Origin of the sequence: Streptomyces sp. NPDC002742, assembly GCF_042888885.1 — a bacterium.
In the GTDB taxonomy this organism is placed as follows: Bacteria; Actinomycetota; Actinomycetes; order Streptomycetales; family Streptomycetaceae; genus Streptomyces.
This window is the reverse complement of record NZ_JBIAQF010000002.1, coordinates 123,454-150,194: the sequence shown is the minus strand read 5'-3', so window position 1 is coordinate 150,194 and position 26,741 is coordinate 123,454. Positions and strand designations below refer to the sequence as shown.

At 69.1% G+C, this 26,741-nt stretch carries 26 protein-coding genes and 6 pseudogenes; 14 read left to right on the top strand and 18 right to left on the bottom strand.

Annotated features, from left to right (window positions below; genetic code table 11):
- Nucleotides 1-117: 117 nt before the first annotated feature.
- The 3 genes from ACFYW8_RS03430 to ACFYW8_RS03420 form a co-directional block, all read right to left on the bottom strand.
- On the bottom strand, nt 118-1,392 hold the full coding sequence (locus ACFYW8_RS03430) for a sulfite oxidase (RefSeq protein ID WP_389067063.1): 1,275 nt from the start codon (nt 1,390-1,392) through the stop codon (nt 118-120).
- A 137-nt stretch (nt 1,393-1,529) separates the two neighbouring features.
- Nucleotides 1,530-1,613: a putative leader peptide gene (locus ACFYW8_RS03425; protein ID WP_354775551.1), complete on the bottom strand. Its 84-nt coding sequence runs from the start codon at nt 1,611-1,613 to the stop codon at nt 1,530-1,532.
- A 412-nt stretch (nt 1,614-2,025) separates the two neighbouring features.
- The gene (locus tag ACFYW8_RS03420; RefSeq protein WP_365873913.1) at nt 2,026-2,580 is read right to left on the bottom strand and encodes a TerD family protein; all 555 of its coding nucleotides are present in this window, start codon (nt 2,578-2,580) and stop codon (nt 2,026-2,028) included.
- A gap of 150 nt (nt 2,581-2,730) precedes the next feature.
- On the opposite strand from ACFYW8_RS03420, the gene ACFYW8_RS03415 reads away from it, so the two are divergent.
- Complete coding sequence (locus ACFYW8_RS03415; RefSeq protein WP_389067058.1) at nt 2,731-2,967, top strand: hypothetical protein; 237 nt, start codon at nt 2,731-2,733, stop codon at nt 2,965-2,967.
- A 132-nt stretch (nt 2,968-3,099) separates the two neighbouring features.
- Here the strand turns inward: ACFYW8_RS03415 and ACFYW8_RS03410 are convergent, their stop codons facing one another.
- Entirely contained in the window at nt 3,100-3,819 is a 720-nt protein-coding gene (locus ACFYW8_RS03410) for an SDR family oxidoreductase (RefSeq protein ID WP_389067055.1), read from the bottom strand.
- Nucleotides 3,820-3,873: 54 nt separating this feature from the next.
- On the opposite strand from ACFYW8_RS03410, the gene ACFYW8_RS03405 reads away from it, so the two are divergent.
- The 4 genes and pseudogenes from ACFYW8_RS03405 to ACFYW8_RS03390 all read left to right on the top strand — a co-directional run bounded on the left by ACFYW8_RS03405 (nt 3,874) and on the right by ACFYW8_RS03390 (nt 5,862).
- Nucleotides 3,874-4,506, top strand: coding sequence for a TetR/AcrR family transcriptional regulator (locus tag ACFYW8_RS03405; protein WP_389067052.1), 633 nt, complete (start codon nt 3,874-3,876; stop codon nt 4,504-4,506).
- Nucleotides 4,503-5,336, top strand: a complete 834-nt coding sequence (locus tag ACFYW8_RS03400; RefSeq protein ID WP_389067047.1) for an SDR family NAD(P)-dependent oxidoreductase — start codon at nt 4,503-4,505, stop codon at nt 5,334-5,336. Before ACFYW8_RS03405 ends, ACFYW8_RS03400 begins: the two co-directional genes overlap by 4 nt.
- A gap of 114 nt (nt 5,337-5,450) precedes the next feature.
- Nucleotides 5,451-5,654 (top strand): annotated as a pseudogene (locus tag ACFYW8_RS03395) (helix-turn-helix domain-containing protein); the annotation flags it as partial.
- Between the two features lie 58 nt (nt 5,655-5,712).
- The gene (locus ACFYW8_RS03390; RefSeq protein ID WP_389068161.1) at nt 5,713-5,862 is read left to right on the top strand and encodes a hypothetical protein; all 150 of its coding nucleotides are present in this window, start codon (nt 5,713-5,715) and stop codon (nt 5,860-5,862) included.
- 316 nt (nt 5,863-6,178) lie between these two features.
- On the opposite strand, the pseudogene ACFYW8_RS03385 reads toward ACFYW8_RS03390, so the two are convergent.
- Nucleotides 6,179-6,433: pseudogene (locus ACFYW8_RS03385) on the bottom strand (transposase family protein); the annotation flags it as partial.
- A gap of 251 nt (nt 6,434-6,684) precedes the next feature.
- On the opposite strand from ACFYW8_RS03385, the gene ACFYW8_RS03380 reads away from it, so the two are divergent.
- From ACFYW8_RS03380 to ACFYW8_RS03370, 3 genes and pseudogenes are all read left to right on the top strand, one after another.
- Entirely contained in the window at nt 6,685-8,934 is a 2,250-nt protein-coding gene (locus ACFYW8_RS03380; RefSeq protein WP_389067044.1) for a hypothetical protein, read from the top strand.
- 100 nt (nt 8,935-9,034) lie between these two features.
- A pseudogene (locus ACFYW8_RS03375) lies at nt 9,035-9,537 on the top strand (transposase family protein); the annotation flags it as partial.
- A 175-nt stretch (nt 9,538-9,712) separates the two neighbouring features.
- Complete coding sequence (locus ACFYW8_RS03370) at nt 9,713-10,327, top strand: hypothetical protein (protein ID WP_389067041.1); 615 nt, start codon at nt 9,713-9,715, stop codon at nt 10,325-10,327.
- Between the two features lie 121 nt (nt 10,328-10,448).
- On the opposite strand, the gene ACFYW8_RS03365 is transcribed toward ACFYW8_RS03370, so the two are convergent.
- Nucleotides 10,449-10,829 (bottom strand): transposase family protein, encoded by a 381-nt coding sequence (locus ACFYW8_RS03365; RefSeq protein ID WP_389067037.1) that lies wholly within the window; start codon nt 10,827-10,829, stop codon nt 10,449-10,451.
- Nucleotides 10,830-11,310: 481 nt separating this feature from the next.
- Here ACFYW8_RS03365 and ACFYW8_RS03360 point away from each other — a divergent pair, with 481 nt between their 5' ends.
- Nucleotides 11,311-11,691 carry a TetR/AcrR family transcriptional regulator gene (locus tag ACFYW8_RS03360; protein ID WP_389067033.1) on the top strand — a complete coding sequence of 127 codons (381 nt, stop codon included), beginning with the start codon at nt 11,311-11,313 and terminating at the stop codon, nt 11,689-11,691.
- Entirely contained in the window at nt 11,688-13,010 is a 1,323-nt protein-coding gene (locus ACFYW8_RS03355) for an FAD-binding oxidoreductase (RefSeq protein WP_389067028.1), read from the top strand. The genes ACFYW8_RS03360 and ACFYW8_RS03355 overlap by 4 nt, the downstream gene beginning before the upstream one ends.
- A 30-nt stretch (nt 13,011-13,040) precedes the next feature.
- On the opposite strand, the gene ACFYW8_RS03350 is transcribed toward ACFYW8_RS03355, so the two are convergent.
- Complete coding sequence (locus tag ACFYW8_RS03350; RefSeq protein ID WP_389067023.1) at nt 13,041-13,712, bottom strand: FMN-dependent NADH-azoreductase; 672 nt, start codon at nt 13,710-13,712, stop codon at nt 13,041-13,043.
- A gap of 118 nt (nt 13,713-13,830) precedes the next feature.
- Between ACFYW8_RS03350 and ACFYW8_RS03345 the strand changes: the two genes are divergently transcribed.
- Nucleotides 13,831-14,898 (top strand): LysR family transcriptional regulator, encoded by a 1,068-nt coding sequence (locus tag ACFYW8_RS03345; protein WP_389067019.1) that lies wholly within the window; start codon nt 13,831-13,833, stop codon nt 14,896-14,898.
- Between the two features lie 98 nt (nt 14,899-14,996).
- On the opposite strand, the gene pheA is transcribed toward ACFYW8_RS03345, so the two are convergent.
- The 5 genes and pseudogenes from pheA to ACFYW8_RS03320 form a co-directional block, all read right to left on the bottom strand.
- Nucleotides 14,997-15,851 carry a prephenate dehydratase gene (gene pheA, locus ACFYW8_RS03340; RefSeq protein ID WP_389067014.1) on the bottom strand — a complete coding sequence of 285 codons (855 nt, stop codon included), beginning with the start codon at nt 15,849-15,851 and terminating at the stop codon, nt 14,997-14,999.
- Between the two features lie 9 nt (nt 15,852-15,860).
- The gene (locus ACFYW8_RS03335; protein ID WP_389067010.1) at nt 15,861-16,292 is read right to left on the bottom strand and encodes a nuclear transport factor 2 family protein; all 432 of its coding nucleotides are present in this window, start codon (nt 16,290-16,292) and stop codon (nt 15,861-15,863) included.
- A 17-nt stretch (nt 16,293-16,309) separates the two neighbouring features.
- Nucleotides 16,310-17,233 carry an NAD(P)-dependent oxidoreductase gene (locus tag ACFYW8_RS03330; protein ID WP_329303820.1) on the bottom strand — a complete coding sequence of 308 codons (924 nt, stop codon included), beginning with the start codon at nt 17,231-17,233 and terminating at the stop codon, nt 16,310-16,312.
- Between the two features lie 43 nt (nt 17,234-17,276).
- Complete coding sequence (locus tag ACFYW8_RS03325; protein WP_389067002.1) at nt 17,277-20,033, bottom strand: AMP-binding protein; 2,757 nt, start codon at nt 20,031-20,033, stop codon at nt 17,277-17,279.
- 629 nt (nt 20,034-20,662) lie between these two features.
- A pseudogene (locus ACFYW8_RS03320) lies at nt 20,663-20,845 on the bottom strand (LLM class F420-dependent oxidoreductase); the annotation flags it as partial.
- A 283-nt stretch (nt 20,846-21,128) separates the two neighbouring features.
- Between ACFYW8_RS03320 and ACFYW8_RS03315 the strand changes: the two are divergent.
- The 3 genes and pseudogenes from ACFYW8_RS03315 to ACFYW8_RS03305 all read left to right on the top strand — a co-directional run bounded on the left by ACFYW8_RS03315 (nt 21,129) and on the right by ACFYW8_RS03305 (nt 22,978).
- Nucleotides 21,129-22,049 carry a hypothetical protein gene (locus ACFYW8_RS03315; protein ID WP_389066998.1) on the top strand — a complete coding sequence of 307 codons (921 nt, stop codon included), beginning with the start codon at nt 21,129-21,131 and terminating at the stop codon, nt 22,047-22,049.
- Nucleotides 22,050-22,073: 24 nt separating this feature from the next.
- Nucleotides 22,074-22,208, top strand: a pseudogene (locus tag ACFYW8_RS03310) (peptidase); the annotation flags it as partial.
- A 65-nt stretch (nt 22,209-22,273) separates the two neighbouring features.
- On the top strand, nt 22,274-22,978 hold the full coding sequence (locus ACFYW8_RS03305; RefSeq protein ID WP_389066993.1) for a terminase: 705 nt from the start codon (nt 22,274-22,276) through the stop codon (nt 22,976-22,978).
- Between the two features lie 20 nt (nt 22,979-22,998).
- On the opposite strand, the gene ACFYW8_RS03300 is transcribed toward ACFYW8_RS03305, so the two are convergent.
- From ACFYW8_RS03300 to ACFYW8_RS03275, 6 genes and pseudogenes are all read right to left on the bottom strand, one after another.
- Nucleotides 22,999-23,400, bottom strand: a complete 402-nt coding sequence (locus ACFYW8_RS03300; protein WP_389068124.1) for a DDE-type integrase/transposase/recombinase — start codon at nt 23,398-23,400, stop codon at nt 22,999-23,001.
- 6 nt (nt 23,401-23,406) lie between these two features.
- Nucleotides 23,407-23,571: a hypothetical protein gene (locus tag ACFYW8_RS03295; RefSeq protein WP_389066988.1), complete on the bottom strand. Its 165-nt coding sequence runs from the start codon at nt 23,569-23,571 to the stop codon at nt 23,407-23,409.
- 55 nt (nt 23,572-23,626) lie between these two features.
- Nucleotides 23,627-23,944 (bottom strand): transposase, encoded by a 318-nt coding sequence (locus ACFYW8_RS03290; RefSeq protein ID WP_389068123.1) that lies wholly within the window; start codon nt 23,942-23,944, stop codon nt 23,627-23,629.
- A gap of 54 nt (nt 23,945-23,998) precedes the next feature.
- Nucleotides 23,999-24,490, bottom strand: coding sequence for a hypothetical protein (locus ACFYW8_RS03285; RefSeq protein ID WP_389066984.1), 492 nt, complete (start codon nt 24,488-24,490; stop codon nt 23,999-24,001).
- Between the two features lie 681 nt (nt 24,491-25,171).
- Nucleotides 25,172-25,573, bottom strand: a pseudogene (locus ACFYW8_RS03280) (transposase family protein); the annotation flags it as partial.
- 387 nt (nt 25,574-25,960) lie between these two features.
- Complete coding sequence (locus tag ACFYW8_RS03275) at nt 25,961-26,731, bottom strand: hypothetical protein (protein WP_389066981.1); 771 nt, start codon at nt 26,729-26,731, stop codon at nt 25,961-25,963.
- Nucleotides 26,732-26,741: the final 10 nt, after the last annotated feature.

The window sequence follows — 26,741 nt, the reverse complement described above, 5'->3', positions numbered from 1 at the left end:
CTGCCACCCCGGTGCCCGGCCGGCCTCGGGCTGTGGCCCGGGCACCGGGTGAAACAGCGGCAGTACGCCGGGGCTCCCGCCTCCGGCGTGACAGGCCCTGGCCGGGGCTGCCGTCCGTCAGACCACGCTCACCGGATGCCGCACCACCGCGTCGAACAGGTACCCCTGTGTATTCGGCACGGTGATGTCCGGCTGAGTCCGGCCGGCCGTGTCCGTGGCACGGGCCAGCAGGTGGGTGGGGCCGGGTGTGTCGGGCCGCCAGCCGAGGGACCAGCGGGTCCAGGTGCCGACGCGGGGCCGGTCGTGCAGCCGGGCAGGCCGCCAGTGGGCACCGCCGTCGGTGCTGACGTCGACCCGGGCGACGGCTCCCGCGCCCGACCACGACCGCCCGTGCAGTACATGCCCGCGGCCCGCCGTGAACGTGGCCCCGCTCGCCAGCTCGAAGGCGCTCTTCGTGGCCTGCCGGGTGAGCGGCGCACTGCCGCCCTCCGGGTAGGTGGGGCCGAACAGCCGGTAGAAGGTGGTGTTCCAGGGCGAGTAGAGCGGCTGCGCGGACACCTCGATGTCGCCGACCCACTTGATCGACGCGATCCCCACCCAGGAGGGCACCAACACCCGCACCGGATGACCGTGATCATACGGAAGCCGCTCGCCGTTCATCTCGTACGCGAGCAGTACGTCATCCAGGGCCTTGGCCAGCGGCAGCGGACGGCGTACCCGGCCCAGGCTCTCGCCGCCGCTGACGTACTCGGCGTCCAGGCCGCGCGGCTGCACGTCAACGGCGTAGCGGGACAGGCCGGCCCTGCGCAGCACGTCGGCCAGGCGCACCCCCCGCCAGCGTGCGACGCCGACCGCCCCAAGTGTCCACGAGGTGCCGGTGACCGTCTCGCCCTGCTGTGTCGTGTAGTAGGAACGGCCGTTTCCGGCGCATTCGACGAAGGCGGTACGGGTGACGGCCGGCAGCGCCCGCAGATCGTCGTACCCGAACTCCACCGGCCGGTCCTCACCGGGGGTGCCACGCAGCCCGCTCCCCCACAGCCGCAGCCGCCAGTCGTCGGCATCCAGCACGGGCGTGGCTGTGTGGTTGCGTACGAAGAACAGTTCGTTGGGGGTGTGGTGGCCGGTTCCGCGCAGCGCCTCCCAGCGGGTCTCGGCGTTGGTGCCGCGCTCGATGAACCACTCGGGCGGCAGGGGCTTGACGATCGGCCTGTCGGTGGCGTGGGCAGGCCTCGTGGCGCCGAGTGCGGTCCCGGCGGCGGTCGCGGCGAGCAGGGTGAGCAGCCGACGGCGGGTGACCCCGTCGGCCCTGGCCTCACCGGCGAGCCACTGGCGCAGTCTGCGGCGGTCGTACTCGGATTCGTAGCGGTGACCGGCGGGGATGGGTGAAGGCATGGCGGGTCCTCGTCATGACGGGGGATGAACGAGAGGGATCGGCACGAGCGGGGCGCGGGCATCCGCGGACGGGGCCGACACTTACTCAACTGGCTTTTCCAGCACAGCTGTCGACAGATATGCGAGGAGCTGCGTGATCAGCCGGTCGTCCGACACAGCGCGGCGGCCACCCGGACGAGGTCCACGGCGCGGCGGCGGGTCAGCGGTTCCGACAACGGCATGGCGGGATGCAAGCACGTGGGGCGGAAGGTGTCAACGGAGCATTCGCGTCAAGAAGCCGGCTGTCCCGGAACGTCGGCGGCCTGCCGCCGATCGTGACAAGGCGTCCATGGCGCCACTGCCGAGGCCGACCGTCTCATACTCCACCGCCAAGTCACGCGCACGCGCGCCCGGCTCCCGTCTCACTGCCGACGTCCGCGGCCCTGCGTCTCCGGTGTCCGGTGTCCGGCCGGAAAACAGCTGGTCGCACGAGCACGATACAAATCGACCCGCGGAGGTCGCACGAGCCGGCGGAAGGCGACGTCCTGGCCTCGCGGGTTTCGTCTCACTCGCGAGAGGGATGGCGGCGGACGCGAGCCGACCGTCGCGGACGGGACGGCAAAGGGGCGCCGGATCCGCCCCGGGTCCTGCCGATCAAGCTTGCCGGATGCCGCCCATCTCCACGGCGAAAGCGGTCGGCGTGCTGTCGAATCCGCGGAGCGTCTCCCGAAGAGCCCACCCTCCGAGGCCGTCCCTGGTGAACTCCGCGACCGTCGTGGCGGTCGACCCGGCGACCTGTGCGAAATCATGCGCCATCAGCTCCGTATAGCCCTCGACGATCAGCACTCCCGCGTTCGCGATGTCGCCGAAGGTTCGGAGGCCGTGGTCCTGGTGGATGGCCACACCCACCACGACCCGCGCATAGGACGACGCCAGCCGGTCGAGCTCCAGGACCATCACCTCGACGAAGCCGAAGCCCTGACCGGTCTCGCTGTGGCGACTCATGTTGATGGTCCCGTCAGGAGACCTGCTCTCGGTGTGGACGACGTACACCGGGCGTCCGTGAGGGTCGTCCTCTGAATAGGTTGCGGCGATGATGTCGAGATGACGCGGTGGCTGCCCCCAGGGGCTGGGATCCCAGCGGAGCTTCACCTCGACCTTCGCAAGTCCCCTGCCGACACCGCTCACAGGACGCTGCCTCCCCCGCACCAGACCCGTATGGAACGTATATCCATGCCGTCAAGTATGTCTCTCCGCAAGCCTGTTCATGCTGGCCAGGTGCTCTCAGGTTTCACCCACGCGTGCGGGCGAGGGCATGATGCCAGACACTGGCCCCTTTCCGACCTGCCGGTGCTCGCCATGAAGGTCACCTCACGGTCGTCGGGATTTTGGACCTCGACGGTGGCGTACGGATTGCCGGGCGACGGGCATCTCACCACGATCAGCGCGGTACTCAGGGCGGGCTTCTGCGCCGAGTCGGCCGTCGAGCCGGAACGCGACCCCGAAGACCTGCCGCCACCTGTCGTGGACGTCGAACTGCCGTCGTGGTCCTGGCTGGAGCTGCTGCATCCACCGACCCCGCGGTCGTTGCCGTGACGGGTCTTGTGAAAGGTCTTCGCCGAGCGCGAACTGCTCCCGGGGCCACCCCGGTGTCGGGTTTTGAGCGTCGGTGTTCTGCCCTGCCGAGGTGAGGCGGCAGGGCAGAACACCGACGGCGCGGTGAGCGGATCAGCCGAGCGAGACCAGACGCGCGCCCCCGTCGGTCTCGACGATGGTGCCGGTGAGGTTGGCATTGGTGGCGGCCAGGGCCACCACCTCGGCGATCTCCTGTGCCGAGGCGATGTGGCGGACAGGCAGAGTGGCGGCCGTTTGTGCGAAGTACTCGCGCTTGGCGTCTTCCGGTAGGCCGTTCCACCAGGGCGTGTCGACGAGCCCGGGAGAGACGGCGTTCACCCGTATCGGAGCGAGTTCCGCGGCCAGCGGCCTGACCAGGGCCTCGATTGCGCCGTTGAGGGCGGCTATGCCGGCGGTGCCCGGCATGCCGGTCCGCGCGGTGATGGCGCTGAGCAGGGTGATCGACCCGTCCGGTGTGAGGTGCGGTAGGACCGCCTGGATCGTGGTGACGTGCGGCCAGAACTTGGCCTCGAACGCGCGTCGCAGCATCGTCAGGTCGAGATCGGCTACCGGCCCCGGCCCCTCGCTTCCGCCGGCCGCCAGGACCAGCCAGTCGATGCTGCCGGCCGCCTCGGCGAGGGCGCTCATCTCGTCAGGGTTTCCGGCGTCGGCCCGGTGCCCGACCAGCCCGGCGTCGGTGATGGCGAGGTCGTCAAGGCGCTCCTTGCTGCGGCCGGCGATGTGCACCGTGGCACCACGTGCCTGGAGCAGGCGGGCCGTTGCGAGCCCGATACCGGACGTTCCTCCGACTACGAGGGCGGTGCGCTGGGACATGGCGTCTCCTCATTTCGAACCGTCGCGTCTCGAATTAAGCTAGCCTCCATGGTCATGGACAAGCAACCCCCTCCGGAGTCACGCCCGGGACGCAAGCGCAGCGAGGAGAGCCGGATGGCGATCCTGGTCGCGGCGTTCGAACTGGTCGGCGAGGCCGGTTACGCGGGCCTGACGATCGAAGGAATCGCCAACCGCGCCGGATGCGGCAAACAGACGATCTACCGCTGGTGGCCCTCCAGGGCCCACGTTCTCCTCGAAGCACTCGCGGTGAAAGCCGATCTGTACATCACGAACGTCGACCACGGCTCCTATACCGACGACGTACGGGCCTTCCTGGAGGACACGTTCCGGCTCGGCCGCCAGCAGCGCGTCGCCGACATCCTGCGCGTCCTGATGGCGGAGGCCCAGATCAACGAGGAGTTCGGCCAGCTCTTCCGCAGCGCCTTTCTGCAGCGCCGGCGCGACGCGCTCCAGGTCGTCCTCGACCGGGCCCGGACACGGGGCGACCTGCCGCCCCGCCCTGCCGCGTCCACCGTCCTGGACATCGTGTTCGGCACCTTGTGGTACCGCCTCCTGGCCACGCGCCAGCCCATGGGCGACGACCTCGTCGAGGACCTCACGGCCACCCTCACGCAGGCCGCGCAACCCCCGACCGACACAGCGATCGACCTGGGAGACCAGCAATGACCCTTTCCCGCGCCATCCTCATCACCGGGGCCACCGACGGCCTCGGCCTGGCCCTGGCCGAACGCCTGGCAGCCGACGGCGCCGACCTGATCCTGCACGGCCGCAACCAGGCCAAACTCGACCGCATCGCAGACCAGTTCGCGGCCCGCGGCTTATCCAGGCCCCGGACCGTGACCGCGGACCTCGCCGACCTCGGCCAGGTCCGCCGCATGGCCGCTGAGATTCGCGCGTCGGTGGACCGACTCGACGTCCTGGTGAACAACGCCGGCATCGGCGGCGGGCATCCGGACGGCCGCACCCGCCGCATCAGTGCAGACGGCCACGAGCTGCGCTTCGCCGTCAACTACCTCGCCGGCTTCCTGCTCACCCTCGAACTCCTGCCGCTGCTGCGCGCGTCAGCGCCGGCCCGCATCGTCAACGTCGCCTCCATCGGCCAGCACCCGCTCGACTTCGAGAATCTGATGCTGGAGCGCGACTACGACGGCATCCGAGCCTACGGCCAGAGCAAACTCGCCCAGATCACCTTCGGCTTCGAACTCGCCGCACGCCTGCCCGCCGACGAGGTCACGGTCAACAGCCTCCACCCCGCCACCTACATGCCGACCAAGATCGTCCTCGCCGAGATCGGACACAGCATCGACACGCTGGACCAAGGAGTGACCGCCACCCACCGGCTCGTCACCGATCCGGCACTCGCCGGTACCACCGGACGCTTCTATGACCGCACCCGCGACGCACGCGCTCATTCCCAGGCATACGACAGCGAGGACCGACTGCGCTTGTGGCAGGCGAGCCTGGAACTCACCAAAGCCCAGAGCCCCCTGTGTTGAGTGCCGCTGAAGTTGAGGCCGTGGGCATGGCCGCCGTCCTGCCCGACGCTCGCAGGACCAAGGGCCGCAGACTACGGCCCGTCGTGATCCACTTCTCGTGATCGGCCTGTCTGCATGCCCGTTGCCGCCGCCCGTCCGATCGTCCTGACCGCCTCCGAGCGGCACCGACTGAAGAAGGCGGCCTACGGTCACAAGACCGAGCACCAGGCCCGCCAACGTGCCACCGTCGTGCTGCATGCGGCCCGCGGGTGCTCCAACGCACGCATCGCCCGCGAGACCGGCCTGCACATAGACACCGTGCGGACCTGGCGCGGCCGCTTCGCCCACGGCGGGCTGCCGGCCCCGGCCGACCGCAAGCGCAGCGGGCGCCCCGCACGTGCAGGTCGCCGAGACCAAGGCGCTGGCCTGCCGGCTGCCCGCCGAGGCCGGGGCACCGCTGTCGCGGTGGTCGTGCCCGGAACTGGCCGCCGAGCTGACCGCGCGCGGCATCATCGAAACCGTCTCGGCGTCCACGGTGCGCCGCTGACTGCACCAGGACGCGCTCAAGCCCTGGCAGTACCGGTCCTGGATCTTCATCCGCGACCCGAACTTCCGCGCCACGGCCCAGCGGGTCCTGGACTTGTACGCCCGTACCTTCGACGGCGAACCGCTTGGCGAGGACGAGTACGTCATCTCCAGCGACGAGAAGACCTCCATTCAGGCGCGCTGCCGCTGCCACCCGACCCTGGCGCCGGGGCAGGCCCGGGCGATGCGCGTCAACCACGAATACGACCGCGGCGGCGCGTTGGCCTGCCTGGCCGCCTACGACGTCCATCAGGCACACCGGGTCAGCCCGCCGAACCCAGCAGACCCGGCGCCCGTTCAGAAAGCAGGCCGATGACCGTGCTGGTGCAGGCGTGGGCGGTGGACTCGCTGATCCCGAACCCGGCAGCGATCTTCGCCAGGGTGGTGTGCTCTCGCAGATAGACCAGTGCCACCATCGCGCGCTGGGACGGGCGGAGCTTGCAGCGCCGATCACCCTCGCGGGTGACGATCAGCATGGTGACCCATTCCACGAGCCCGTGGGGCAGGTCGAGTGCGGCAGGATAGATAACCAACGAGGCCCCCGAGCAGCGTGATTGAGACGTCAGACATCTCGATCAGCAGCCCGGGGGCCTCGCCCGTTGCGGCTCACGGCCATCACCCGATCGGTGGCCACCTCGAAGAAGCTCAGTCAGACGCCGAACCATGCTTGGACGACAGCCTGGAGCAGGCCCCTACTCGGTGACCAGACATGGGGCCGACGGTCTACACGTGATCCGCCCACCCCGAGCCGGGAAGACGCATATGCCGTTGACATAATCCGCGCATGCCGACCCGAGACACGATCCAGTACGCCCCCGACGCGGGTCTCCTCATGATCCCGGGTGATCCGACGAAGGACCTCGCCCCGGGGTTCGCGGTCTTCGACGACTCCGTGCCCGCTCTGCGCACGTTCGTCCTGGGCCGACTGCAAAAGGAAAACGTCAGGCCGGCACCGCCCAAGGCGAAGTGCGATGCCGTCATACCCGTACGCGTGGGTCTCGTCCCCCGGCCCGACAACGACTACGACACGAGTGCCGTGTCGGTCGCCGCCCCGCCCCACCACGGCAGGTCCGTTCTCGACCGGCACATGGGCTATCTCTACAGCAGCGCGCTGCACGTCACGAGCGAGAGCATCCGCGATCTCACCGAGGAGGCCGGGACGCCCGTCGGCTGCCACGGATGGATAGAACTCCACGACCTCGAAGCCGATGACCGCTTCGACGACGAGGACGGCGAGGACGAGGACGACGCGGACTGGGAACCCAGCCGCCACGAGTTGGTGTCGTGGACGGAGCAGAAGGCCTTCGGCTATGCGGTCGGTTCCGTACGGGTCCTGCTGCCCGAGCGTCAGACCGTGCGCGCCCTCGTGGACTCGTACCTGGCCGCTCATCGGCAGGAGGCCGACCGGTGCACGGAGAAGGAGCCGGCCCCGACCGGTGTCGAGCAAGGCCTGCGCCGGGCGCTCGCCGAACGGCTCGCCATCCGGCTGCGGACCGGTCTGAGCCACCGCGCCGCCGGCGGGTCCTGGGGCCGGGAGACCGAGCTTGACCGCGCGCGGCAGCGCCGAGACGCCGAGGCGCGGCCGCTCCTGCGCGCCTGGGAGGCGTACCGGAGCTCGCCACACGGTTTCCGTGACCTGCGTGCCGTCACCCGGTCCGTCTTCCAACACACCCGGATCCTCGTCCTGGACGGGTCCGGCGTGGAGGTCGGGCAGTACCACCAGCCGGACGGCCCGCTCACCCTGGTCGACGAGCGGGTGCGCACCGAGGCACTCGACGCGCTGCGCGCGCACGGGGTGGACGTGGACACGCCCGAAGATCTGCCCCTCGGCGGCTTCCCGGACGCGGTGGTCGTCGTCGGCGGAGGCAGGTGGTCGATCCGGCTCTCGAAGCCGGGGGTGTCGCGGGGCGGACTTCCCGAAGCCGGCTGGTTCGACCCGGACTCGGGCACGCTCACCGTTTACGCCGCGCCGCTCGCCGAGCCGTTGGCGGTGCTGCTGCGTCGGCACGGCGTACGGCCACTGCTCGTGACATGGGGCGCGCCGCACGAGGAGGTGGAGCGGCACAACCTCCGTGCCGCGGTCGCACCGACCGGGATCAGTCCGGTCAGCCGCTCCAGCCGGGTGACGGCCGCCACGCAGCGGCTGATCCCGGAACCCCACCGCCGCTGGCTCGACGCGAAGCCCGACGACAGGGAGGCGCCTGCCGCGAAGGCGGGGAGCCTGCTGCCGCCGCTCATCGACAACGCGGCGGAGAACCCGTACTACCGGCGGGCCCTGGAGGCGCTGTTCGGGTCTCCCGTGGACCTGGCGGAGCGCGGGCCGTGCCGGCTCTGCGGGCGCTCCTCCCAGTCGGCACGCCCGGGACTCTTCTACTGCCACGGCTGCTGCGCCCTGGCGAGGAACGGGGTACTGCGCGACACGGGAGCGGACGGAGCGTGGACGGAAGCGATCGTGTACGCGCTGCGCAGGCTCGCGGAGATCGAGTTCTCCGGGCCGCCGTCCCTCGCCCAACTGGACCGTATCTGCGTCCCGTCCGAGGACCGCGCTCGGGTCGACGAGGCGATGCTCTGCCGTTTCCTGGTGCCGCGCCCTGGCTCCGCCCTGCTGAGCACGCGGCCGACACGCCCGGCCCGCACCTGGACGGAGTGGCTGGGACACGCAGGACTCCTCACGGACGGGGTCCGCACCTCGATGGGCACGGCAACCACGGCCACGGACGGGCACCTGTGCCGCTCCCTGTTCGAGCGGCACGTGGACGACTTCCTCCACCACCGGGGCGTGGCCCACGAACCGGAGCCTGCCTACCCGCGGCACCCGGAACTCAACACGACCGGCCTGCGGGCGGACTGGCGCCTGGCGGACGGCACATTCGTCGAAGCCCTGGGCCTCATGACCAAGGAGGCATACGCGGCGAAGGTCGCACGCAAACGGGAACTGGCCCGCCACCACGGCCTGCGCCTCATCACCATCACGGCCGAGGACCTGGGCCGCCTCCCGGAGGTCTTCGCGGAGCATTTGCAGCGTGGCCACTGATCGGGTGACGGCGATGGCAGCGAGCAGGCCACAACGCACAAGGCTCCCGTGCCGTTGAGGGAGGTGTCCGAAGTCTCAACCCACCGGCACAGGAGCCTTGTTGGTTTCCCATCCTGCCGCACTCGACCTGCCGCACGCCCTGGTCGAGTGGGTCACGATGCTCATCGTCACCCGTGAGGGTGACCGCCGCTGCAAGCTCCCACCGCACGCGCTGGTCGCCTTGGTGTACCTGCGCAAGCACGACACCCTCGCGCAGATCGCCGCCGGCTCCGGCATCTCGGTGGGTACCGCCCACGCCTACACCCAGGCGGTCGTCGATCTCCTTGCAGCACGGGCTCCCGGCCTGCTCAGGGTGCTGCGGGAGAACGGTCCGGAGTTTGTCCTGCTGGACGGCACCCTCGCCGGGTGCGACCGCGTCGGCGACAGCCGCGCCGACCACTCCGCCAGACACCGCCGCCACGGCGTGAACGTCCAGGTCGTCACGGACCCGGCCGGACACGTGCTGTGGATCTCACCGGCCTGCCCGGCCGGTCCCACGACCTGATCGCGGCCAGCACCCACCGGATCATCAGCATCTGCGATCGCCAGGGCGTCCCGGTCCTCAAAGCCGTCCTCACCCTGGAGAGGCAACGCTGAAAACGCTCCGTGGACGGGGGCTGGGTCTTGATGATGACTCCTGCGGTGCGGTTCGGGCTACGGTGTTGGATTCCGGGGTGTCGGGTTGGGGCCAGCCGGTGCAGGCGTGCCCGCGCCTGGTGACGACAGGTAGGAGCCGGCGGTGGAGATGGGCGAGCAACTCATTTCCCGGACGGATGCCGCCTACCAGCGGTGGTTGGCGTCGGTCACCGACGACGTCGTCGCCGGTGGAGTGGTCATGTACTGCCTGGAATCCCTGCTGGAGCGCAACACGACCTACGGAATCGACGAGTGGCTCACGGGCTACCTCATGATCGGCCAAGAAGGCGATCGGGGATTCTTCCTCAGGTGCGACGACGGCGGCGGCCCGGTGTTTTGGGCCGGCCTGGGCGGTCTCGGCGAAGTCGACCTCGATGTTGCTGCCCCGGTGTTCGAGGTGTGGCTGCGTTCCGGTTTCGCCCTGCCCCCCGACCCGGAGCCAGAACTGCCGCCAACCGCCGACGTCTATGTGGGCAGGATTCCGGTCGATGGAGTTCAGCTGCTGGTACGGGCAAGGAAGCTGCTGGGGGTGGATTGGCGGTTCGGGGATCTTAAGGGCCTGCTCGCCACCCAACCGTTCCTGGCGGCGAGGTCAGCTCATTTGTACGCGCTGCGCCGCGACCTGGAACACGCCCCCGGGTTGCGGCCGTACCTGTTCTACGCCACCGACCACGGCCTGGAAGCGGTATGGCCGACCGACAGCCCGGAAGGCCGGTGACTTGGCACAAGTTCAGGTGTCGAACCAAGGCCGTCCCCGATGACGGCGGATCGTATGGCGAGCCGTTGTGTGCACGGGGCTACTGGCCCATTCCGCGCAAGGTTTTGACTACGGATAGTTGTCACGTGGTGCGGTCGTGCTCGATGTGGAGGATGACCAGTGCGGCAGCGACGATCTTCCCGATCCGCCAGGGATTCAGGCTGACGTTGCGCAATGCTTTGAAGGCCATCTTGAGCAGGGAGTTTCCGCGTTCGCCGATGGCGCGCAGGCTGTTGTGGGTCTGGTTGAGCTGCTGCTGGAGCAAGCCGAGCCGGCCGTTCTTGGGTTTCTTGAACGCGACGGTGATGACGCCGCACTCGCCTTCGTAGCCCAGGTCTCCGAGGGTGCGCAGGTCGGCGGCGGCCTCGGTGAGGGCGGGCAGGATCTCGGTGTGGGTGCGGATCGCGGATTCGATCCGTTGGGCCAAAGCCCGGGCATCATGGTTGGCAGGGCCGACGCTCATGACCACGAGGACAGCCACCCGGAGGAAGGCCCTGGCTCCTGCCCACGCGGGCGGGTGCAGGATGCGGCCTCAGCGGCTGGTGAGGTTGTCGGCGATCACGGCGCCCAGACGTCGTCGGACACCTCCATCGGCGGACCCCGGTTGGCGATGGTGAGCACCGCGCCGTCCAACTGCCCGTGGTCTCCGCGAGTCGGGCGCGTACAGCACCGCTGTCCAGGTCGGAGACGTCAACGACCCGCAGGTGCGGGGTGCCGGGAGCGGCGTCGGCCACGTGGTCGGCGAGGCCGTGCTGCCGGGCCTCGCTGCGGCAGGCCGCCACCGGGATGGCGTCCAGCTCCAGGAGTGCGCGCGTCGCCCCTTCCCCGCTGACACCGCCTGCGTCGGCGATGAGCACGGTACGGCCCCACAGAAAGGATTCCTCAAGGGGTACCGATAACTGGACATTTCGAGCGGGGCAGCCATCGGCAGCACTAATGACCAGATGTACATTGAGAGGATCAGTAAGGAACCTCCCGGCACCCCTGCCGTAGTCAGGAAACGCGTCCGCGCCCCCGAAGCCCACCGCGAGGCGATTCTGGAGGCGGCGCGGGCCGCGTTCGCCGAGCGGGGCTACACCCGTGCCACCATCCGGGAGATCGCCGGGCGGGCCGGTGTCACTCACGGTCTGGTCATGCGGCACTTCGGCTCGAAGGAGCAGCTGTTCCTCGCGGCCGTGCCCGGACCCCGGGACCTGCCCGAACTGCTGCCCGGCCCGCCCGAGACCATGCCGGAGCGGCTCGTGGCGTACCTGACGCGCACTCTCCGGTGCCTCCTCGAGCCCGTCGGTCCTCCTGAGTCCTCCGAAGGGACCTCCCCGTCATGACGGAACAGAGCCTCACCCACGTCGCGTTACCCCCGTCCCTCACCGGCCGGACGGTACTGCCGTCCGACGCCCGCTACGAGCGGGTGCGCCACGGATACGTGCACCGGGGCGCCCCGGCCACGGTGATCTTCCCCGAGAGCGTGGAGGAGACGGCCGTGGCACTGGCGTACGCCCGCGCCAGGGGCACAGTGGTGTCCGTGCGCAGCGGCGGGCACGGCATCAGCGGACGGTCGACCAACGACGGCGGTGTCGTCGTTGACGTCTCCCGCCTCGACGACGTCGCGGTGCTGGACCGGACGCGACGCCGGGTCCGGATCGGCGCGGGTGCCCGCTGGGGGAGAGTTGCACAGATCCTCGCCCCGCACGGGCTCGCCATCAGCTCCGGAGACACCGGCGACGTGGGCGTGGGCGGGCTGGTCACCGCGGGCGGCATGGGCTGGTTCGCGCGGCGGGACGGGCTGACCATCGACCATGTGACGGCCGTCGAAATCGTCCTGGCCGACGGCACTTTCGTCCGTGCCGACGCGGAGCACCACCCCGACCTGTTCTGGGCGGTCCGGGGCGCGGGCGGCAACTTCGGCGTCGTGACGGCGGTGGAGCTGGAGGCGTCCGAGACCGGCGATGTCGTTTTCGCCAACCTGGTCTTCGACGCGCGGGACACCGCGTCGCTCGTCGAGGAGTGGGGAGCCGTCCTCGATGCCGCGCCCCGCGAGCTCACGAGCTTCCTCACCCTCATGCCCGCCGCACCGGGCCGCCCGGCCATGGCCCACGTCGCCGCGGTCTACGCAGGAGACCGACCGGACGCCGCCCAGCGGGTGTTGACTCCCCTGCTGGGCCTGGGCCCGCTGCTGCGCCAGGAGGCGGTGCTCGCCCCGTACCCGGCGCTGGTGCCGGTCGGCGGCGCCCCGCACCACGGGCAGGGCCTGGGCGCCACCCGCTCCGGACTGCTCGACCGCGTCTCCACGCACACCGCCCGCTCCCTCGCGGACGCGCTGGCGTCCGGGCAGGTACTGATGGGGCAGTTCCGTTCGGTGGGCGGCGCGGTCAACGACGTCAGTCCATCGGCCACCGCCTACACCCACCGCACCCAGAACTTCCAGCTGCTCTCCGCGACCGTGCCCGAACGGGTGCGCTCCCTCGACGCCCACTGGGCACGGCTCGCCCCGGAGGTGAACGGCATGTACCTCAGCTTCGACACCCGCCGCTCCCCCGAGGTCCTCGCCGAGGCGTTCCCCGAGCCGGCCCTGACCCGGCTGCGCGCGCTCAAGACGCGGTACGACCCGGAGAACGTCTTCGACCGCAACTTCCCGCTGCGATGAGAGCGGTTTCCGGGGACTTACCGGGGGCTGTCAGGCCTCGCCGTGCGTGCGGGCGCCGTCGATCGCCGCCTGGTACGACGTGGCCGCCATCTCCTTGAACTGGAGGAGCCGGGGCACGTGCGCCGACTTGGTCAGCTCCGCGTGCAGGAACGTCAGGTCGGAGGCGAGGCCCACCATGCTGAGCGCCGCCTTCAGGTACGGCTCCTGGTGGTCGAAGTCGTGGCGGGGCGTGCCCGGCCCGTAGGCGCCGCCGCGCGCGGAGGCCACGACGACCCTCTTGCCGGAGAGCGGGCCCTGGCCGGTGGCCGGGTCGGCGATCAGCGGCGCGATCAGGACGCGGTCGAACCACGCCTTGAACGTGGACGGCACCGAGAAGTTGTACATCGGCACGCCGAGCAGGATCGTGTCGGCCGCGAGGAGCTCCTCGATCAGCGGCCAGGTCACCGCCCAGCTCGCCGCCTCCTCGGGCGTCCGCGCCGCCTCGCGGGCCGCCTCGAGGTCGCGCACGCCCTCCGCCTCCAGGCGGTGCATGACCTCGATCTGCGCGTGGTCGACGTGCGGTACGGGGTCGGCGGCCAGGTCACGGTAGACGTAACCGCCGTCGGGGTTGGTCTTGCGCCAGGCCTCCGCGAACTCGCCCGAGATCTGGCGGGAGACCGAGCCCCGGCGGGGGCTGGAGTCGAGATGGAGCAGTGTGGGCATGGCGGAAGTCCCTTGTCTGGTTGGCGCGTTGGAGGGAGTCGATCTCCATTGAAGTCGCCGCCAGGACCGTTGTCTCGTAATCTGGCGTGATACTTCTTAACCAGAAGCGTTAGCGAGGATGACGGTGCTGGACGTACGGAAACTGGTGCTGCTGCGCGAGGTGGGGGCCCGGGGCTCGATCGCCGCGGCCGCGCAGGCACTCAACTACACGCGTTCCGCGGTCTCCCAGCAGCTGTCCGCCCTGGAGTCGGAGACCGGCGCCGCGCTGTTGGACCGCGGCAGCAAACGGGCCGAACTCACCGCCGCCGGACGACTGCTGGTGGCTCACACCGAGCGCGTCCTCGCCCAACTTGAGGCTGCGGAAGCGCAGTTGCTCGCCCGAGACGGCAAGGTCACCGGCGAGCTGCGGGTGGGAGTACCGCTGCACGAGGGGCCGGCTCTGCTGGTGCCGGCGTTGAACCGGTTGCGCGCACGTCATCCGGAACTGCGCATCACCCTGCACGGCGTCGATCCCGACAAGGGCCGGCAGACGGTCCGGCTGGGGCGGCTCGACGCCGTCCTGGCCTCCGGCTACCCGCAGGTGCCCGAGCCGCGGGTGCCGGGGCTGCACGAGGAGGAGGTGATCAGCGACCGCATCCGTCTGGCCATCGCGCCCGGTCACCCGCTCGCCCGGAGCGAGGGGCCACGTGACCTCGCCGAGTTCGCGGATCAGCCGTGGCTGCTGGACCGGACGTCCAGGCTCGGGCAGTTGGTCCTGCACCTGTGCGCCGACGCCGGTTTCGTCCCCGACATCGTCTCCGACATCGGGGACATGCAGGCCGTGTTCGGGCTGGTCTCGCTGGGCTGGGGCGTCGCGCTCGTCCCCGACCTGGTGCCCGAGCGGCCGGGGCATCCGGTCGCCCGCATCGCTCTGAAGAGGATCCGGCCCATCCGCCGGATCACCCTCGTGGTGCGCGAGGGCGCCCTGGACAGCCCGCCGGTGGCGGCCCTGCTGCCGGCCGTACGGGAGGCGGCCGACGAGCTGCGTCGATCCTCGGCGAACCCGATCCACCACCCAACGACAGACGAGCTCCACCCGCCGGGGGCCGACGAGCTGTGCCGAGGCGAGGCCGGCCGGCACCCCCGACCCGCAGCGGACGAGTCGCGCCTGCCGGCGGCCGAAGAACCTCCTCGGCCCACGGCATGAGGGCCTCGTCAGCCGCCGGCTGACGACTGCCTCCGCGCCGACCGACCAGCCGCTTCCGCCCCGGCGACCAGTTCGCTCCCGCCCCGGCGACGGACCGTTCATCCCGCCGTGGCGGACCAGCGTGGATAGCTGCCAAGGAAGCGCACCTCCAGGCCCCGGGCCTCCACGGCCGCCATGGCCAGGCGCAGCGGGCGGGTGTCGATGTGGGCGTCGACGTCGAGGAACAGGTCGTAGCTGCCGAGTGCCCGGCCCGTCGGCCAGGGCTGGATCCAGGACAGGGCAATGCCGAGGGTGCGGAACTCGTTGAGGACGTTGGGGACGAGGGCCGGGCCCGCGGTACTCAATGACACCAGCAGGGAAGTGCGCTCGCGTGCGGTCCGGGCCGGGTGGGACCAGCGGGGGGCCACCGACACGAACCGGGTCACGGCCCCCGCCTCCCGGCCCAGGCCGGTGGCGAGGATCCGCAGCCCGTACAGGCCGGCGGCCGGCGCGGCCGCGATGGCCGCGGGGCCGGGGGCGCCCGCCTCGGCGACCTCCCGGGCGGCCGCGGCGGTGGAGGCGGCGGTCCGGGTGCGGGCCCCGGGCAGCCGGGTGCGCAGCCAGTCCTCGCACTGGCCCAGCGCGTGCGGGTGGCTGTGCACCACGGTCACCTCCTCCACCGCGACGCCCTCGGGGGCCATGAGCGCGAAGGACACCGGCACCTCGACCTCGGCGTTGATGTGCATCTCCGCCGAGGCCAGCTGGTCCATGGTGGCGGGTACGACGCCGCGCACCGAGTTCTCCAGCGGCACCACCGCCGCTTCGCACTCACCCCGGCGGGCCGCCTCCAGTGCGGCGGGCACGCTCGGGAACGGACGGTGCGCCGGTTCGCGGCCCGGAGGGAGGGCCGACAGGAGCCGGCGCAGCGCGGTCTGTGTGAAGGTCCCCTCCGGGCCGAGGTAGGCGTACGTCATCGTCGCCCGTCAGCTCTCGATCACACGGTGGAACGCGACGGTGTCGAAGATGTCCTCCATGCGGACGGCCCGTCCGCCGCGCAGGACCCAGGAGTGCACGAACGGCTGAGTCTCCGTGTACCCGCTCAGGGAGGTGATGTCCCGGTGGCCGAAGACGACCACACGCTCGCCCTCGCGGACGAACTCGGCCGGGTGCAGCCGCATGCCGCCGAGGACGGTGGGCACGTGGGCGAGGAACTCCTTGACGCCGGCGTGCCCGTGCTTGGCGCCGCCGAGGCCGTACTTGTCCATCCCCTCGGGATGCACCCACTCGATGTCCGGATCGAAGGCGTCCAGGAGCGCGCCCGCGTCGCGGGCTGCGAAGGCGGCGTAGGCGGCGTGGATCGGTGCCAGCGGATCGGTGCTGTCGGCGCTGCCGCCGTTTTCGGTGCTGTCGGTCATGACGGGAGCCGGTCCTCTCACTTCTTGAGGTGTTCGGGGTAAAGGGCCGCGAGGGTGCGCCGGATGCCCTCGCGCCACGGCACCCTGCACGGTCCGGTGAGCGAGCGGCGCAGCGTCGGGTTGAACTGGTAGGTCTCGCGGGTGACTTCGCTCGGTACGAGCTTCGCCTCGACCCCCGTGAGCTCCTCCAGGTAGCGGACGCAGTCGGTGACGCCGACGGACTCGTCGCCGCCCCAGTTGGTCAGGGTCACCGGGACGCTCGCCGCGTTCCACAGGTGCGGGACCTGCTCGACGAGGTCGTCCGTGTACAGCAGCGAGGTCCAGTTCTGGCCCTCCAGCGGGACCGGGATCGGCTCGCCCGCGAGCATCCGTTTGAAGTAGAGCATCGGTACGCCGCCGTAACCGCCCGGCCCGTAGGCGATGTTGAGGCGGGCTATGACAGTCGGCAGGCCGAGGGTCTGCGCGAACGCCCGGACCGTACCCTCGGCCGCGATCTTGACCACGGGATAGGCGGGCAGCCAGTCGGCCTTGCCGTCCAGCGGGTCGGTCTCGGTGTACTTGTGGTCGAGGGTCTGGCGGGCGTACAGGGCGCCGGTGGAGACGTACAGGAACGCCTCCGCGGTACGGCAGTGGGTCATCAGGCGCCCCACGGCGACCGAGTTGACCTCGACGGCCGCGTTGAAGTCGCCGTCCTCTCCGCGGCGCACCGCTGAGTGGAAGACGTGGGTGAAGTCCTCCGGCAGGCCCTTGAGGGAGCCGGCGCCGGTGTCGTCCATGTCCCAGTGGAAGGTGCGGATGCCGTGCCGGGTCAGCTTCTCCTCGGCCCCGGGGGCGCCGAAGCGACCCAGCGCCCACACCTCGTTGCCGTCGGCCAGCGCCTCGGCCACCGGTCCCGCCACCTGTCCGGTGGCACCGGTCACCAGGATCTTCTTGCCGTTCACGTACTGCCCCTCCTCGGGGTCGGGGGTCGGTGGTCCGTGGGGTTCAGGCGTCGCCGAGGGCGCGGTCGAGCTCCTTGCGCAGGATCGACTGGAAGGCCGCCACGTGCGCCGGGCCCATCAGCGTGTAGTGCTCGCCGGGTACGTCGATGTAGCGGTTCTCGCCGGTGGCGTGTTCGTCCCAGCGGCGCAGCTCGTTGTCCAGCCAGTCCTCCTTGGTGCCGCGCAGCGGGATGGCGTAGAAGACGCTCATGGAGCGGACTCTGCCGCCGGGCGAGTAGCCGCGTCCGAGGTTCGTGAGGCCGTCTGCGAGTTCCGCCCATGCCTTGAACCTCTCGAAGGTGAGGTCGAGTTCGGCGAGGCGGCCCGCGGGCGCCTGGTCGATGAAGTGTGCGAGCTGCTCATCCTTGGACAACGACCTCAGCTGCGCGGGCAGTTCGAGCGACTGCTTCTTGTCGATCAGCTCCAGGAAGAACGCCAGGTTGGCGGCGGTCTCGACGAAGTCCAGCTCGTTCATGCGGTACTTGATGTGCGGCGGCAGGTTGAAGCTGCCGACGAAGTCGACGCGCTCGCCCTGCGCTTCGAGCACCTTGGCTATCTCGAAGGCGACCGCGCCGCCGTACGAGTACCCCGCGACGGCGTACGGGCCGTGCGGCTGGCGGGAGCGGATGGCTCTGACGTACGTGTCGACCATCTCGGCGAAGCTCTCGAAGGGCTTCTCGCCGGGGTTGAAGCCGCGGGCACGCAGTGCGTAGAACGGCCGTTCGCCCACGAAGTACTTGGCGAGGTTGACGAAGACGAGGACCTCGCCGACGCCCGGATGGACGCAGAACAGCGGGGTTTTGTCGCCGGTGACCTGCATCGCAACGATCGGGTCGTACTCCCCCTCGCCGTCCGCGGCCCCGTCGAGGTGGGCGGCCAGGGCACGCACGGTGGGGGCCCGCAGCACGGTGATGATCTGCAGGCCGTCCGCGCCGAGGCGCTGGGCGACCAGGGAACGCAGGCGCAGGATGTCGAGTGAGGTGCCGCCCAGGTCGAAGAAGTTGGCGGTGACACTCATCAGGTCGGGGGCGGTGTCGAACATCTCGGCGTAGATGCCGGCGAGGACTTTCTCCGTGTCGCCCTTGGGCGCGGTATGGCCGCCGAGCCGACGCAGAACCAGGTCGTCGACGACGCCCGTCACCTCGTCGTACGCCCCGGCCTCCAGCCGCTTGCGCATCAGCGCGCGCTGGATCTTGCCGAGGCTGGTCTTGGGGAAGGCGTCCTTCGGCAGCGGAAGGATGAGTGCGGGCCGGAAGCCCCAGTGCATGACGACGCTGCTGCGCACCGCGCTCAGCACCCGGTACAGGGCGAGCTCGTCGCCGTCGGCGCACTCCGGATGGAAGGCGACCACGAGTTGCTCGGTGTCGCTGCCGGGGGCGCGGGTGGGGAAGGCGGCGACAAAGGAGTGGGCCACGTCGTCGAGGCCTTCGAGGAGGGTCTCGACGTCGTGGCTGAAGTAGTTGACGCCATTGACGATGACGCTGTCCTTGTTGCGCCCGACGAGGGTGAGCCGGCCGTCGTCGATCCGGCCGAGGTCACCGCTGCGGAACCAGCCGTCGGGGGTGAAGGCGTCCTGTGTGGCCTGCTCGTTGTTGTAGTAACCGGTTGTGATCATCGGGCCGTTGAGCTGGAGCTCGCCCACCCCGCCCGCGGGCAGTTCGCGGTGCGCCTCGTCGGCGACGCGGATGCGCAGCCCCTCGACGGGCCGTCCCAGGTTGGCGAACTCCTGGGCCTGGTCGGCAGCCGGGAAATCGACCGAGTAGATGCTGCCGGCGCAGGTCTCCGACATGCCGAACGCGGGCCACAGGACGTCAGCACGCAGCCCGTACGGCGCGAAGCGGCTGAGGAAGGTCTCGCCGGTGGTGCGGACGACGGCCTCGCCGCCGCTGATGACGTGCCGCAGCCGGGACAGGTCGATCTCGTCGCCGTCCTCCTCGCCGAGCCGGTCGGCCTGCGGATTGATCAGCCCCAGCAGGAAGTTGGGGGTGAAGGTCATGGTGACGCCGAAGCCGGAGATGATCCGAAGGAAGTTCAGCGGCTCCTGGAGCACCACGGGCGCTTCGACGTGCAGCTGGGTGCTGCCCGCGTACAGAGGCAGCAGGTGGCATTCGAGGAGGGCGGCGACATGGTCGAAGGAGACCCAGTTGAGGCTGATGTCCTGGGCGGTCAGCCCGTGGTAGCCGTTCTTGGCGGCCATGGAGGCGAGCAGGTTGGCATGGCTGAGCATCACGGCCTTGGAATTGCCGGTGGAGCCCGACGTCAGCACGAGGACGGCGGTGTCCTTGGGATCGGCCTCGTGGAAGGAGACCGCGGGGTGCTCGGCGTGCAGATCCTCCAACGGGACGACGGACAGGCCGTCGGCACGCGGGAGTTCGGCGGCGAGGGTGGCGCTGGTGACGATCAGCGGATGGCCGAGAAGGGTGTCGACGTGCGTCAGCTGGGCCGCCCAACGCTCCGGGTCGCCGCCCAGGGCGGCCATCGGGCATGGCACGAACCCGCCGAGCTGGCAGGCCCAGAACGCGGCGACGAACTCCCGCGGTTTCTCCAGGAGCAGGACGACCTTGTCCCTTGGGGCGAGGCCGCGTTGCCGCAGGCCGGTGAGGACCGAGCGGGCCTCGTCGAGGAGGCCGGAATAGCTCTGCAAGGGTGCGTCCTGGTCGTCCGCGCCCCGGGGGTAGCGCAACCCGGACTCCGTGTGGTCCCGGGCGGCGTCGCGTAACAGGTCCACGATGGTCCGCGTCCTCGTCACGGCTGTGGTCATGCGGGATGCCTTCTTCCTCTGAGTCGGCCGTCGTGCCCGGGATCACCGGAACGGCGTGCTCAACGATGTACGGAAAGCGGAAAGTCGTTCGGGCGTGCTGGTGAGTCACGCTCGACCGCGTGCGGAAAGGTGTGGCGGTGACAGCGGCCGGGAAAGCAGGGTGGCGCGGCGGGCGCGGCCCCTCCAGAGAGCCAATAAGCGGAAGGGGTAGATCCGATTTCCGTCGGCTGATTGGGCAATCACCCGTTCATCGTCCCCCGCCGACCAGGCCAGTCCCTGGAGCCACGACATCGGGGCTCCGAATATCCGCCGAGAATAAGAACCGGTGGTCGGGCTTGTCAAAGAGCTAAAAAGGGAAGCAGAAAGTGCCAGAAAAGAGGAAAAAAAGCCCGCCAAACCTCACTGAACGTGGGGGAGAACACACCGACCGGACGGAGTTCTGCGGAAAATCGACAAAGGAGTCCCATTTCTGACCTGCGCACCATCGATCCAGGTAACCTGCCCGTCACATCACTACTTCCGGATGCGCTGCAAAAGAACCCGGTGCCGTTTTTTCTGACGGTGGGCGTAAGTAATCGAGACATGTACCGGAAAGAGACGGCGCGGTATCCGGGTCCTTCCCTTCCGAGCGCCTGCACCTGGGAGGAGATCAGCTCCAAGTGGTCCAGGTCGTGCAGGTCGAGGATCTGGAGACAGAAGCGCCGGGAGCCAACCTCGGCGTAGCGGCCAGTGTTCCCGACGACCTCGGGGGGAAATCCGGCCAGACCGTTGGACCTCAGCTCGTCGGCCTCGCGGCCGATCGCGGCGGGCCGGTTGAGCTGCCCCGAGTTCCGCAGAGTCCGCCGGTCACGGTTTCAAGCGGTCAGCAGTCCTACTTCCGGAATCCGCCAGTGGTCCTGCAGCGTCTGCACTCGGCAGTCGGTACGTAGTCGAGTTGGGGCGGAGTGGAGACGTTCTTGGTTTTGCCGCGTGACCTCCTGGAAGATCACCCACTCGACCTGGCCAACACCCTTCCAGGATCCCGCATTTCGATCGACTCAGTCTTGAAAATGCCTCACCGGCATCAACGGCGCGGACATCTTCGGACCGGAGCGGATGTACGAGTACCTGACGCCGAAGACACTCTCCGACTCCGATGGGCCGCCCCGTACATGGGACGCCCGCGCCATGCCCCAGGACCGGCCGTTCTTCTTCCCTCTCGACAGGGTCTTCTGCCTGATCGGCACCGACCCGACCGACTATGAGGTGGCGCACGGGTTGTCGGCCGCCACGGTGGGGCCCCGCAGCGACGGTCTGGTGCAGATCGACAACGCGTACGTCCCCGGCGCGCACCGGGCGTATGTGCACCGCAGCCACAGCGGACGCTACGGACTCGTCAACTCCGAGGAGGGCTACCAGAATCTGCGGCGCTTCCTGTTCGGGGACCGTAAGGTCGAGGCCGCGCTCGTCGGAACACATCTGCCGCAGCGCAGTGACACGACCTGGCAGGCCGAGGTCCGCCTGTCGGTGCGTGGGCTCCAGATCGCCACGCACGAACGGACGAGTGCCCAGTGGTGCCCCATCCAGCTCCAGGGTGCCATGGCGGGCGCCGCCGAAGCCCCGCCGGACAGCACCGCCGACGGCGAGGCATGCGTCCCACTGGTGAGGACCTTCCTGAACAGCAGCCTGCGGGCCGGCGGCTCCGACACCATGCGGTACGCGCTGCACCTGCGGATCCTGTCACTGCACCGGCGCGACGGCCTTCTGAGCTTCAACGACCACCTCGAACAGGTCGCCGACTTCGACGACATCCTCGTCATCGACGTGGGCGCCGACCCCGCCGCGCCCGCGATCTCGGCCGGCTGGAATTCCGAGATCACCGGCCGGATCAGCGACTACGTGCCCGAGGGGCGGACCCGCGCCGACGAGAACCCCGCTCCTGGCGTCTGGGTCAACCACATCGAACTACCCGCCACCGCCGCCCCGATGCTCGGGGAGGACGCGCGAATCCGGCTCACGGTCACCCCCTGGGACTGACCGGACGAAAGGAAGCGAGCCGTCATGGTTGTTCTGTCGCATGTCAGCTTCGGTCAGACGAACGAGGGCATCCGTGCCGTACAGAAGGCCCTGATCTCCCGGGGCCATGAGATCCCCGGCGGCCCCACCGGCTTCTTCGGCGAACAGACCAAGACCGCCTACCGTGCCGAACAACTCTCCCAGGGGTTCAAGGGCGCGGACGCCGACGGCATCCCCGACTGTCCGTGCCCGGCGCCCGGCTACTGTGCACCACCAACCCGGACAGTCCGCGGCACTGGTTGCGGACGGGGTATCTCAACCGAGCCGGCGAACTCGACCTCGCCGCATGGCACTTCCGCCTCACCGACAACCCCTCGCTTTCGCCGGCCTATGTCGCCGCTCTGTCTGCGGAGTACACCGGGCTATGGCGCCGACGCATGATCGACGGCGCATGGGTGGTCGCCGAGGGCGCGATTTTCGACATGTACGACGAGGCCGCGCACGTCGTCGACGAACTGCCCGCGATGCACCGGCACCGGCTCGGCGTCGACTGTGGCACGACGAATCCGTTCTCGGCGGTGCTGCTCAGCCTCGGCAACGACGATCGCCTGTACGCGGCGGCCGAGTGGCGGTACGGCTCCCGTGCCCGGCATCGGCAGATGACCGACGCACAGTACAGCGCCGCCGTGCGGAAGTGGCTCGGCGAACTCGACGTCGAACCCGAGTGGACGTTCGTTGACCCGAGCGCGGCGAGCTACTCGGCGCAGCTACGGGCCGATGGGCACCCCGGCGTCGCGCGCGCCGACAACAGAGTGCTTGACGGCATCCGCAGCGTCTCGAACACTCTCGACGCCGGCCTGCTGCGCATCCATCGCTCGTGCGAGGGGTTGCTCGACGAACCGCCCGGCTATGCATGGTCGGAAGAGGCCGTCGCCCGCGGTGAAGACTAGCCGGTGAAGGCGAACGATCACTATTGCGACCGGGCATCGGATTGATGTATCAACTCGCCGTGCCGATAGGGGCGTTCGTCGCGGCCGCGTTGCCACAGGGCCATCTCCAGCGCGTCCAGGACGAGCCTGGTTTCCTTCGATGTCGCGGCGGACCAGCCGATGATCCGGCGGGAGAAGGTGTCCACCACGAAGGCGACGTAGACGACTGCGGACCAGGTGCTGACGTAGGTAAAGTCGGCGACCCAGCAGCGGTTCGGCGCCGGTGCGACGAACTTGCGGTCCAGCAGGTCCGGTGCCCGCTCGACGGCAGTGTCCAGGCTCGTGGTGATGACCTTCTTTCCGCGGACGGTGTCGGCGATACCGAGTTCCCGCATCAGACGTTCGACGGTGCACCGGGCCGCGATGTGACCTTGGCGGTGCAGCTCACGCTAGACCTTCCTGGCGCCGTAGACACGGAAGTTGGCCGCGTGGACCTCGGTGATCAGCTTCTTGAGGGCGGTATCCCGCACCTGCCGGGCCGAGTGCGCGGCCGCGCGTTTCTTCGCCGCGTAGTACGTGGAGGAGGTGATCTTGCAGTCGTGCTCGGTGAGCACGCGGCAGATCGGCTCGACATCCCCGGCCGACCCATCCTCGCCACGTAAACCGTCCTCAACCAGCACTGTTGCTCTGACCGGTTGAATCTAAGAGCACCACCCGGTGCAGTCGGCGCCACAGGCCCGCCTCGGGCCACACCGTGAACCGGCGATGCGCCGTCGCGGGAGACGTACCGAACGTCGGTGGCAGGTGCCGCCAGGCGCGACCGCTGGTCAGTACGTACACCACGGCAGTGAACACGGCGCGCTCATCACACGGAGCGGCCCCGCCGCCCTGCGGTCGAGCAGCGAACGATGGCAGTAACGGGGCGACCAGCTCCCACAGTTCATCAGAAACCAGCCGCTGCGACAAATCAGCACACACGACCGGCATCATGCCTCACAGACATCACGCCACGTGAGACAACCTCTTATGCTTGATCGGGATTCATTCGCCTTCCGGCGGGAAGGATCCTGCCCCATCGGCGCGGATCAGGCCACGATAGAGGCCCGTATTAGTGGCACCGATCGCATCGTAGTTCACTGTTACGGTGAACGGAATTTCATATGCTTCGAGTGCCTGGTCGTAGAGTTGCGGGTTATCGAAGCGCACACCGATTTTAATACTGACCGTTGGGTCGAGTATCAGAAGATTCTTCATCAGATAGGCTTCGATGATGTACTGTTGAGCTTCTGAATACTTCCAGTTCATGAGCAGTTGAATCTCGGCCAAGGGCTCCCCGAAAACGCTCGACTCCCGGTAGAACACCTGCTTCATCTCGACTTCGTGCCAAGGCGAGTAGGTGTCCACTACCGCGCCTTCCATGTCGCGGGGAATCGCGTACGCCATGCCGAGGCTGCGTTCGTCCACAGTGATCGGCACATCGCCATTATCGAAGATGTCGTGGGCCGCCTTGATGATGTCTGCTACCTCACCCATGTTTTACTCCTTCTCACCTTCTCGGTCGGCGTCGAGGTCCGGTCACGTCGAGGTGGCATTCCGGCGTATTGCAGCTTGAGATCGCACGGTCTGCCACTCCCACTCTTCGGCCTGCCGTGTGCTTGTCGACTGAATGCGTGACCCTTGAGCCACGTCACTTGGCGAGGAGCAGTTCGCTGAAACCGAAACCGTCCTTGGGAGACGATCTCCGCCTGTGCAGGCCGATTGGTTCTGATGGGCAGAGGGTTGACAGCCCTGATCGGCTGCTGAGTCTCGGGGGATCGATGGCCCGGAATTTCTATGGGCGATCATCAAGGTTTTCGTGTGCGATAGCCGGATTGGCCGATTCTTCCATTACTGCACACTGGATTCGTGCAGGTGTGGAAGTCTGGCACCCTACCTTCTCTGCCAGCGTGGGTCGCGAGGCCTACACGAATATGACCTCTACCATCATACGCAGCGGAACCCGCGCCGCGCGAGCGGCGCTCAAGCCCCGGGCGAACTGGACTCTGGCGTCGTCTGGCTGCGCCAAATCGCTTCGACGACCTGTGGTCGGAGACCCTCGAGATATTCGTCAGCAGATTTCAACGTAGCGGCCGGCACCCGTCCGGCCCTGCTGGTCTGCGACACATTGAGCATTTTCAGCGTTGCCTCTCCAGGGTGAGTATGGCCTTGGCGATGCCCGGTCGGGTCGGTCACGACCTGTACGTTCACGCCGTGGCGACGGTGCTTGTGCGAGTAGTCGGCCCGGCCGTCACCCACCCGGTCGCACTCGGAGAGCGTCCCGTCGAGCAGTACATACTCCGGTTTATGCTCGCGCGGGACCTTGAGCAGGCCGGGCGCCCGGGCGGCCAGGAGGTCGATCACCGCGGCGGTGTAGGCGTGGGCGGTGCCGACCGAGATCCCGAAGCAGGCGGCTATCTGGGCCAGGGTGTCGTGCTTGCGCAAGTACACCAGAGCCACGAGCGCGCGTTGGTGCGGCGGGAGCTTGCAGCGGCGGTCACCCTCGCGGGTGACGATGAGCATGGTGACCCACTCGACCAAGGCGTGCGGCAGGTCGAGTGCGGCAGGATAGGAGACCAACGATGCACCTGCGCTGATGAGTTGAGACTTCGAACACCTCCTTCAACGGCACGGGAGCCCTGTGCGTTGCGGACACTTCACTCATGCCGCCTCCGTCACCCGATCGGTGGCCACGTTGAAAACGCTTATTGGAAGAGTTGCTGTGGCGGGGCAAGCAGGACATCAGTCGTTTCCTGGAACTGCTCGGGCAGGTGCGGTGGCGGCCTCGCGGTCATGTCCTGGCCACGCCGACCGGTGGCCGCCCGCGGTGCGTGACGCTGGGCGGCTCGAAGGCCGCGCGGTCCGTACCGCTGCCCCCGTGTCTGGTGCTGCCGTTCCGCCGACGTCTTGGAGGGCAAGGACGGCACGGCTGGGGGCGGTCGCGTTCGGGGAACAACGCCGAGGATCTTACGGCGAGTTGACCGCGAGCGGCGAGAAACCGATGGTCAGGCGTACGTCGGGATCAGGACCTAGGGTGAGAGAGAGGATCCCGTGGTGACCGTGCTCGTGCGCGGTGCACCCAGAGGTCAAGGCGGCGTACTGGCTCAGATCCAGACCTGAGCGTACGGCGAAGGCGAGGAGTCGGTCGCGGGCTACCCGGTCCGGACCCAGCCAGCTGACTGCCGGACCGCAGATCGTCAGGGCTCTGGGGGTCAGCGTGACGTTGGCGTTCACCCCGTAGAGCTCCTCGCCTAGAGACCGGCCGAGGAGATCACCGAGCGCTGCGGACAGAGCGTCCACACGGGCGCGAAGGTGCACAGGGGCGAGGCCTCGTATGTCCGACATCGTGAGCCGACCGACCCGGTAGTAGCGTTCGGGGCGACTTGACGCCGCGTCGAGGCCGACGAGACGTAGTCTGCCCTCCGGCAAGGGGAACGGCAGGATGCCGAGACGCGCGGTGATCTCCCGCTCGACCGGGATCGCCGCCCCCCTCGGTACTTCCACGTAGAGCTTGAAGCGGTCGCCCGCGTCGTCGTGCCGCCCGCTCAGCCATGCCCCCCACATCACCGAGTGCTGTCGGTGGGCGCGGAGAAGGAGCGCCGTCAGGCCCTCGTCGGGCGACGGAATCCCCAGTGAGCGCAGGCGGCGCAGTCCTGCGGCGAGGCGGTCGGCTGGTGCCTGTTCCGGGGAGACGAACTCGGTCGTGTACCGCGTCGTCCAGGGGGCGGACGTGGCCACGCTGAGCTCA

Bases quoted from the DNA above. Each gene is read 5' to 3' on its own strand.
- ACFYW8_RS03405 (WP_389067052.1), top strand. From the start codon at position 3,874: ATGGACAAGCAACCCCCTCCGGAGTCACGCCCGGGACGCAAGCGCAGC.
- ACFYW8_RS03345 (WP_389067019.1), top strand. From the start codon at position 13,831: ATGACGGTGCTGGACGTACGGAAACTGGTGCTGCTGCGCGAGGTGGGG.
- ACFYW8_RS03365 (WP_389067037.1), bottom strand. From the start codon at position 10,829: ATGAGCGTCGGCCCTGCCAACCATGATGCCCGGGCTTTGGCCCAACGG.
- ACFYW8_RS03360 (WP_389067033.1), top strand. From the start codon at position 11,311: ATGTACATTGAGAGGATCAGTAAGGAACCTCCCGGCACCCCTGCCGTA.
- ACFYW8_RS03400 (WP_389067047.1), top strand. From the start codon at position 4,503: ATGACCCTTTCCCGCGCCATCCTCATCACCGGGGCCACCGACGGCCTC.
- ACFYW8_RS03430 (WP_389067063.1), bottom strand. From the start codon at position 1,392: ATGCCTTCACCCATCCCCGCCGGTCACCGCTACGAATCCGAGTACGAC.
- ACFYW8_RS03380 (WP_389067044.1), top strand. From the start codon at position 6,685: ATGCCGACCCGAGACACGATCCAGTACGCCCCCGACGCGGGTCTCCTC.
- ACFYW8_RS03290 (WP_389068123.1), bottom strand. From the start codon at position 23,944: ATGCCGGTCGTGTGTGCTGATTTGTCGCAGCGGCTGGTTTCTGATGAA.
- ACFYW8_RS03355 (WP_389067028.1), top strand. From the start codon at position 11,688: ATGACGGAACAGAGCCTCACCCACGTCGCGTTACCCCCGTCCCTCACC.
- ACFYW8_RS03285 (WP_389066984.1), bottom strand. From the start codon at position 24,490: ATGGGTGAGGTAGCAGACATCATCAAGGCGGCCCACGACATCTTCGAT.
- ACFYW8_RS03410 (WP_389067055.1), bottom strand. From the start codon at position 3,819: ATGTCCCAGCGCACCGCCCTCGTAGTCGGAGGAACGTCCGGTATCGGG.
- ACFYW8_RS03325 (WP_389067002.1), bottom strand. From the start codon at position 20,033: ATGACCACAGCCGTGACGAGGACGCGGACCATCGTGGACCTGTTACGC.
- pheA (WP_389067014.1), bottom strand. From the start codon at position 15,851: ATGACGTACGCCTACCTCGGCCCGGAGGGGACCTTCACACAGACCGCG.
- ACFYW8_RS03335 (WP_389067010.1), bottom strand. From the start codon at position 16,292: ATGACCGACAGCACCGAAAACGGCGGCAGCGCCGACAGCACCGATCCG.
- ACFYW8_RS03425 (WP_354775551.1), bottom strand. From the start codon at position 1,613: ATGCCGTTGTCGGAACCGCTGACCCGCCGCCGCGCCGTGGACCTCGTC.
- ACFYW8_RS03350 (WP_389067023.1), bottom strand. From the start codon at position 13,712: ATGCCCACACTGCTCCATCTCGACTCCAGCCCCCGCCGGGGCTCGGTC.
- ACFYW8_RS03315 (WP_389066998.1), top strand. From the start codon at position 21,129: ATGTACGAGTACCTGACGCCGAAGACACTCTCCGACTCCGATGGGCCG.
- ACFYW8_RS03415 (WP_389067058.1), top strand. From the start codon at position 2,731: ATGAAGGTCACCTCACGGTCGTCGGGATTTTGGACCTCGACGGTGGCG.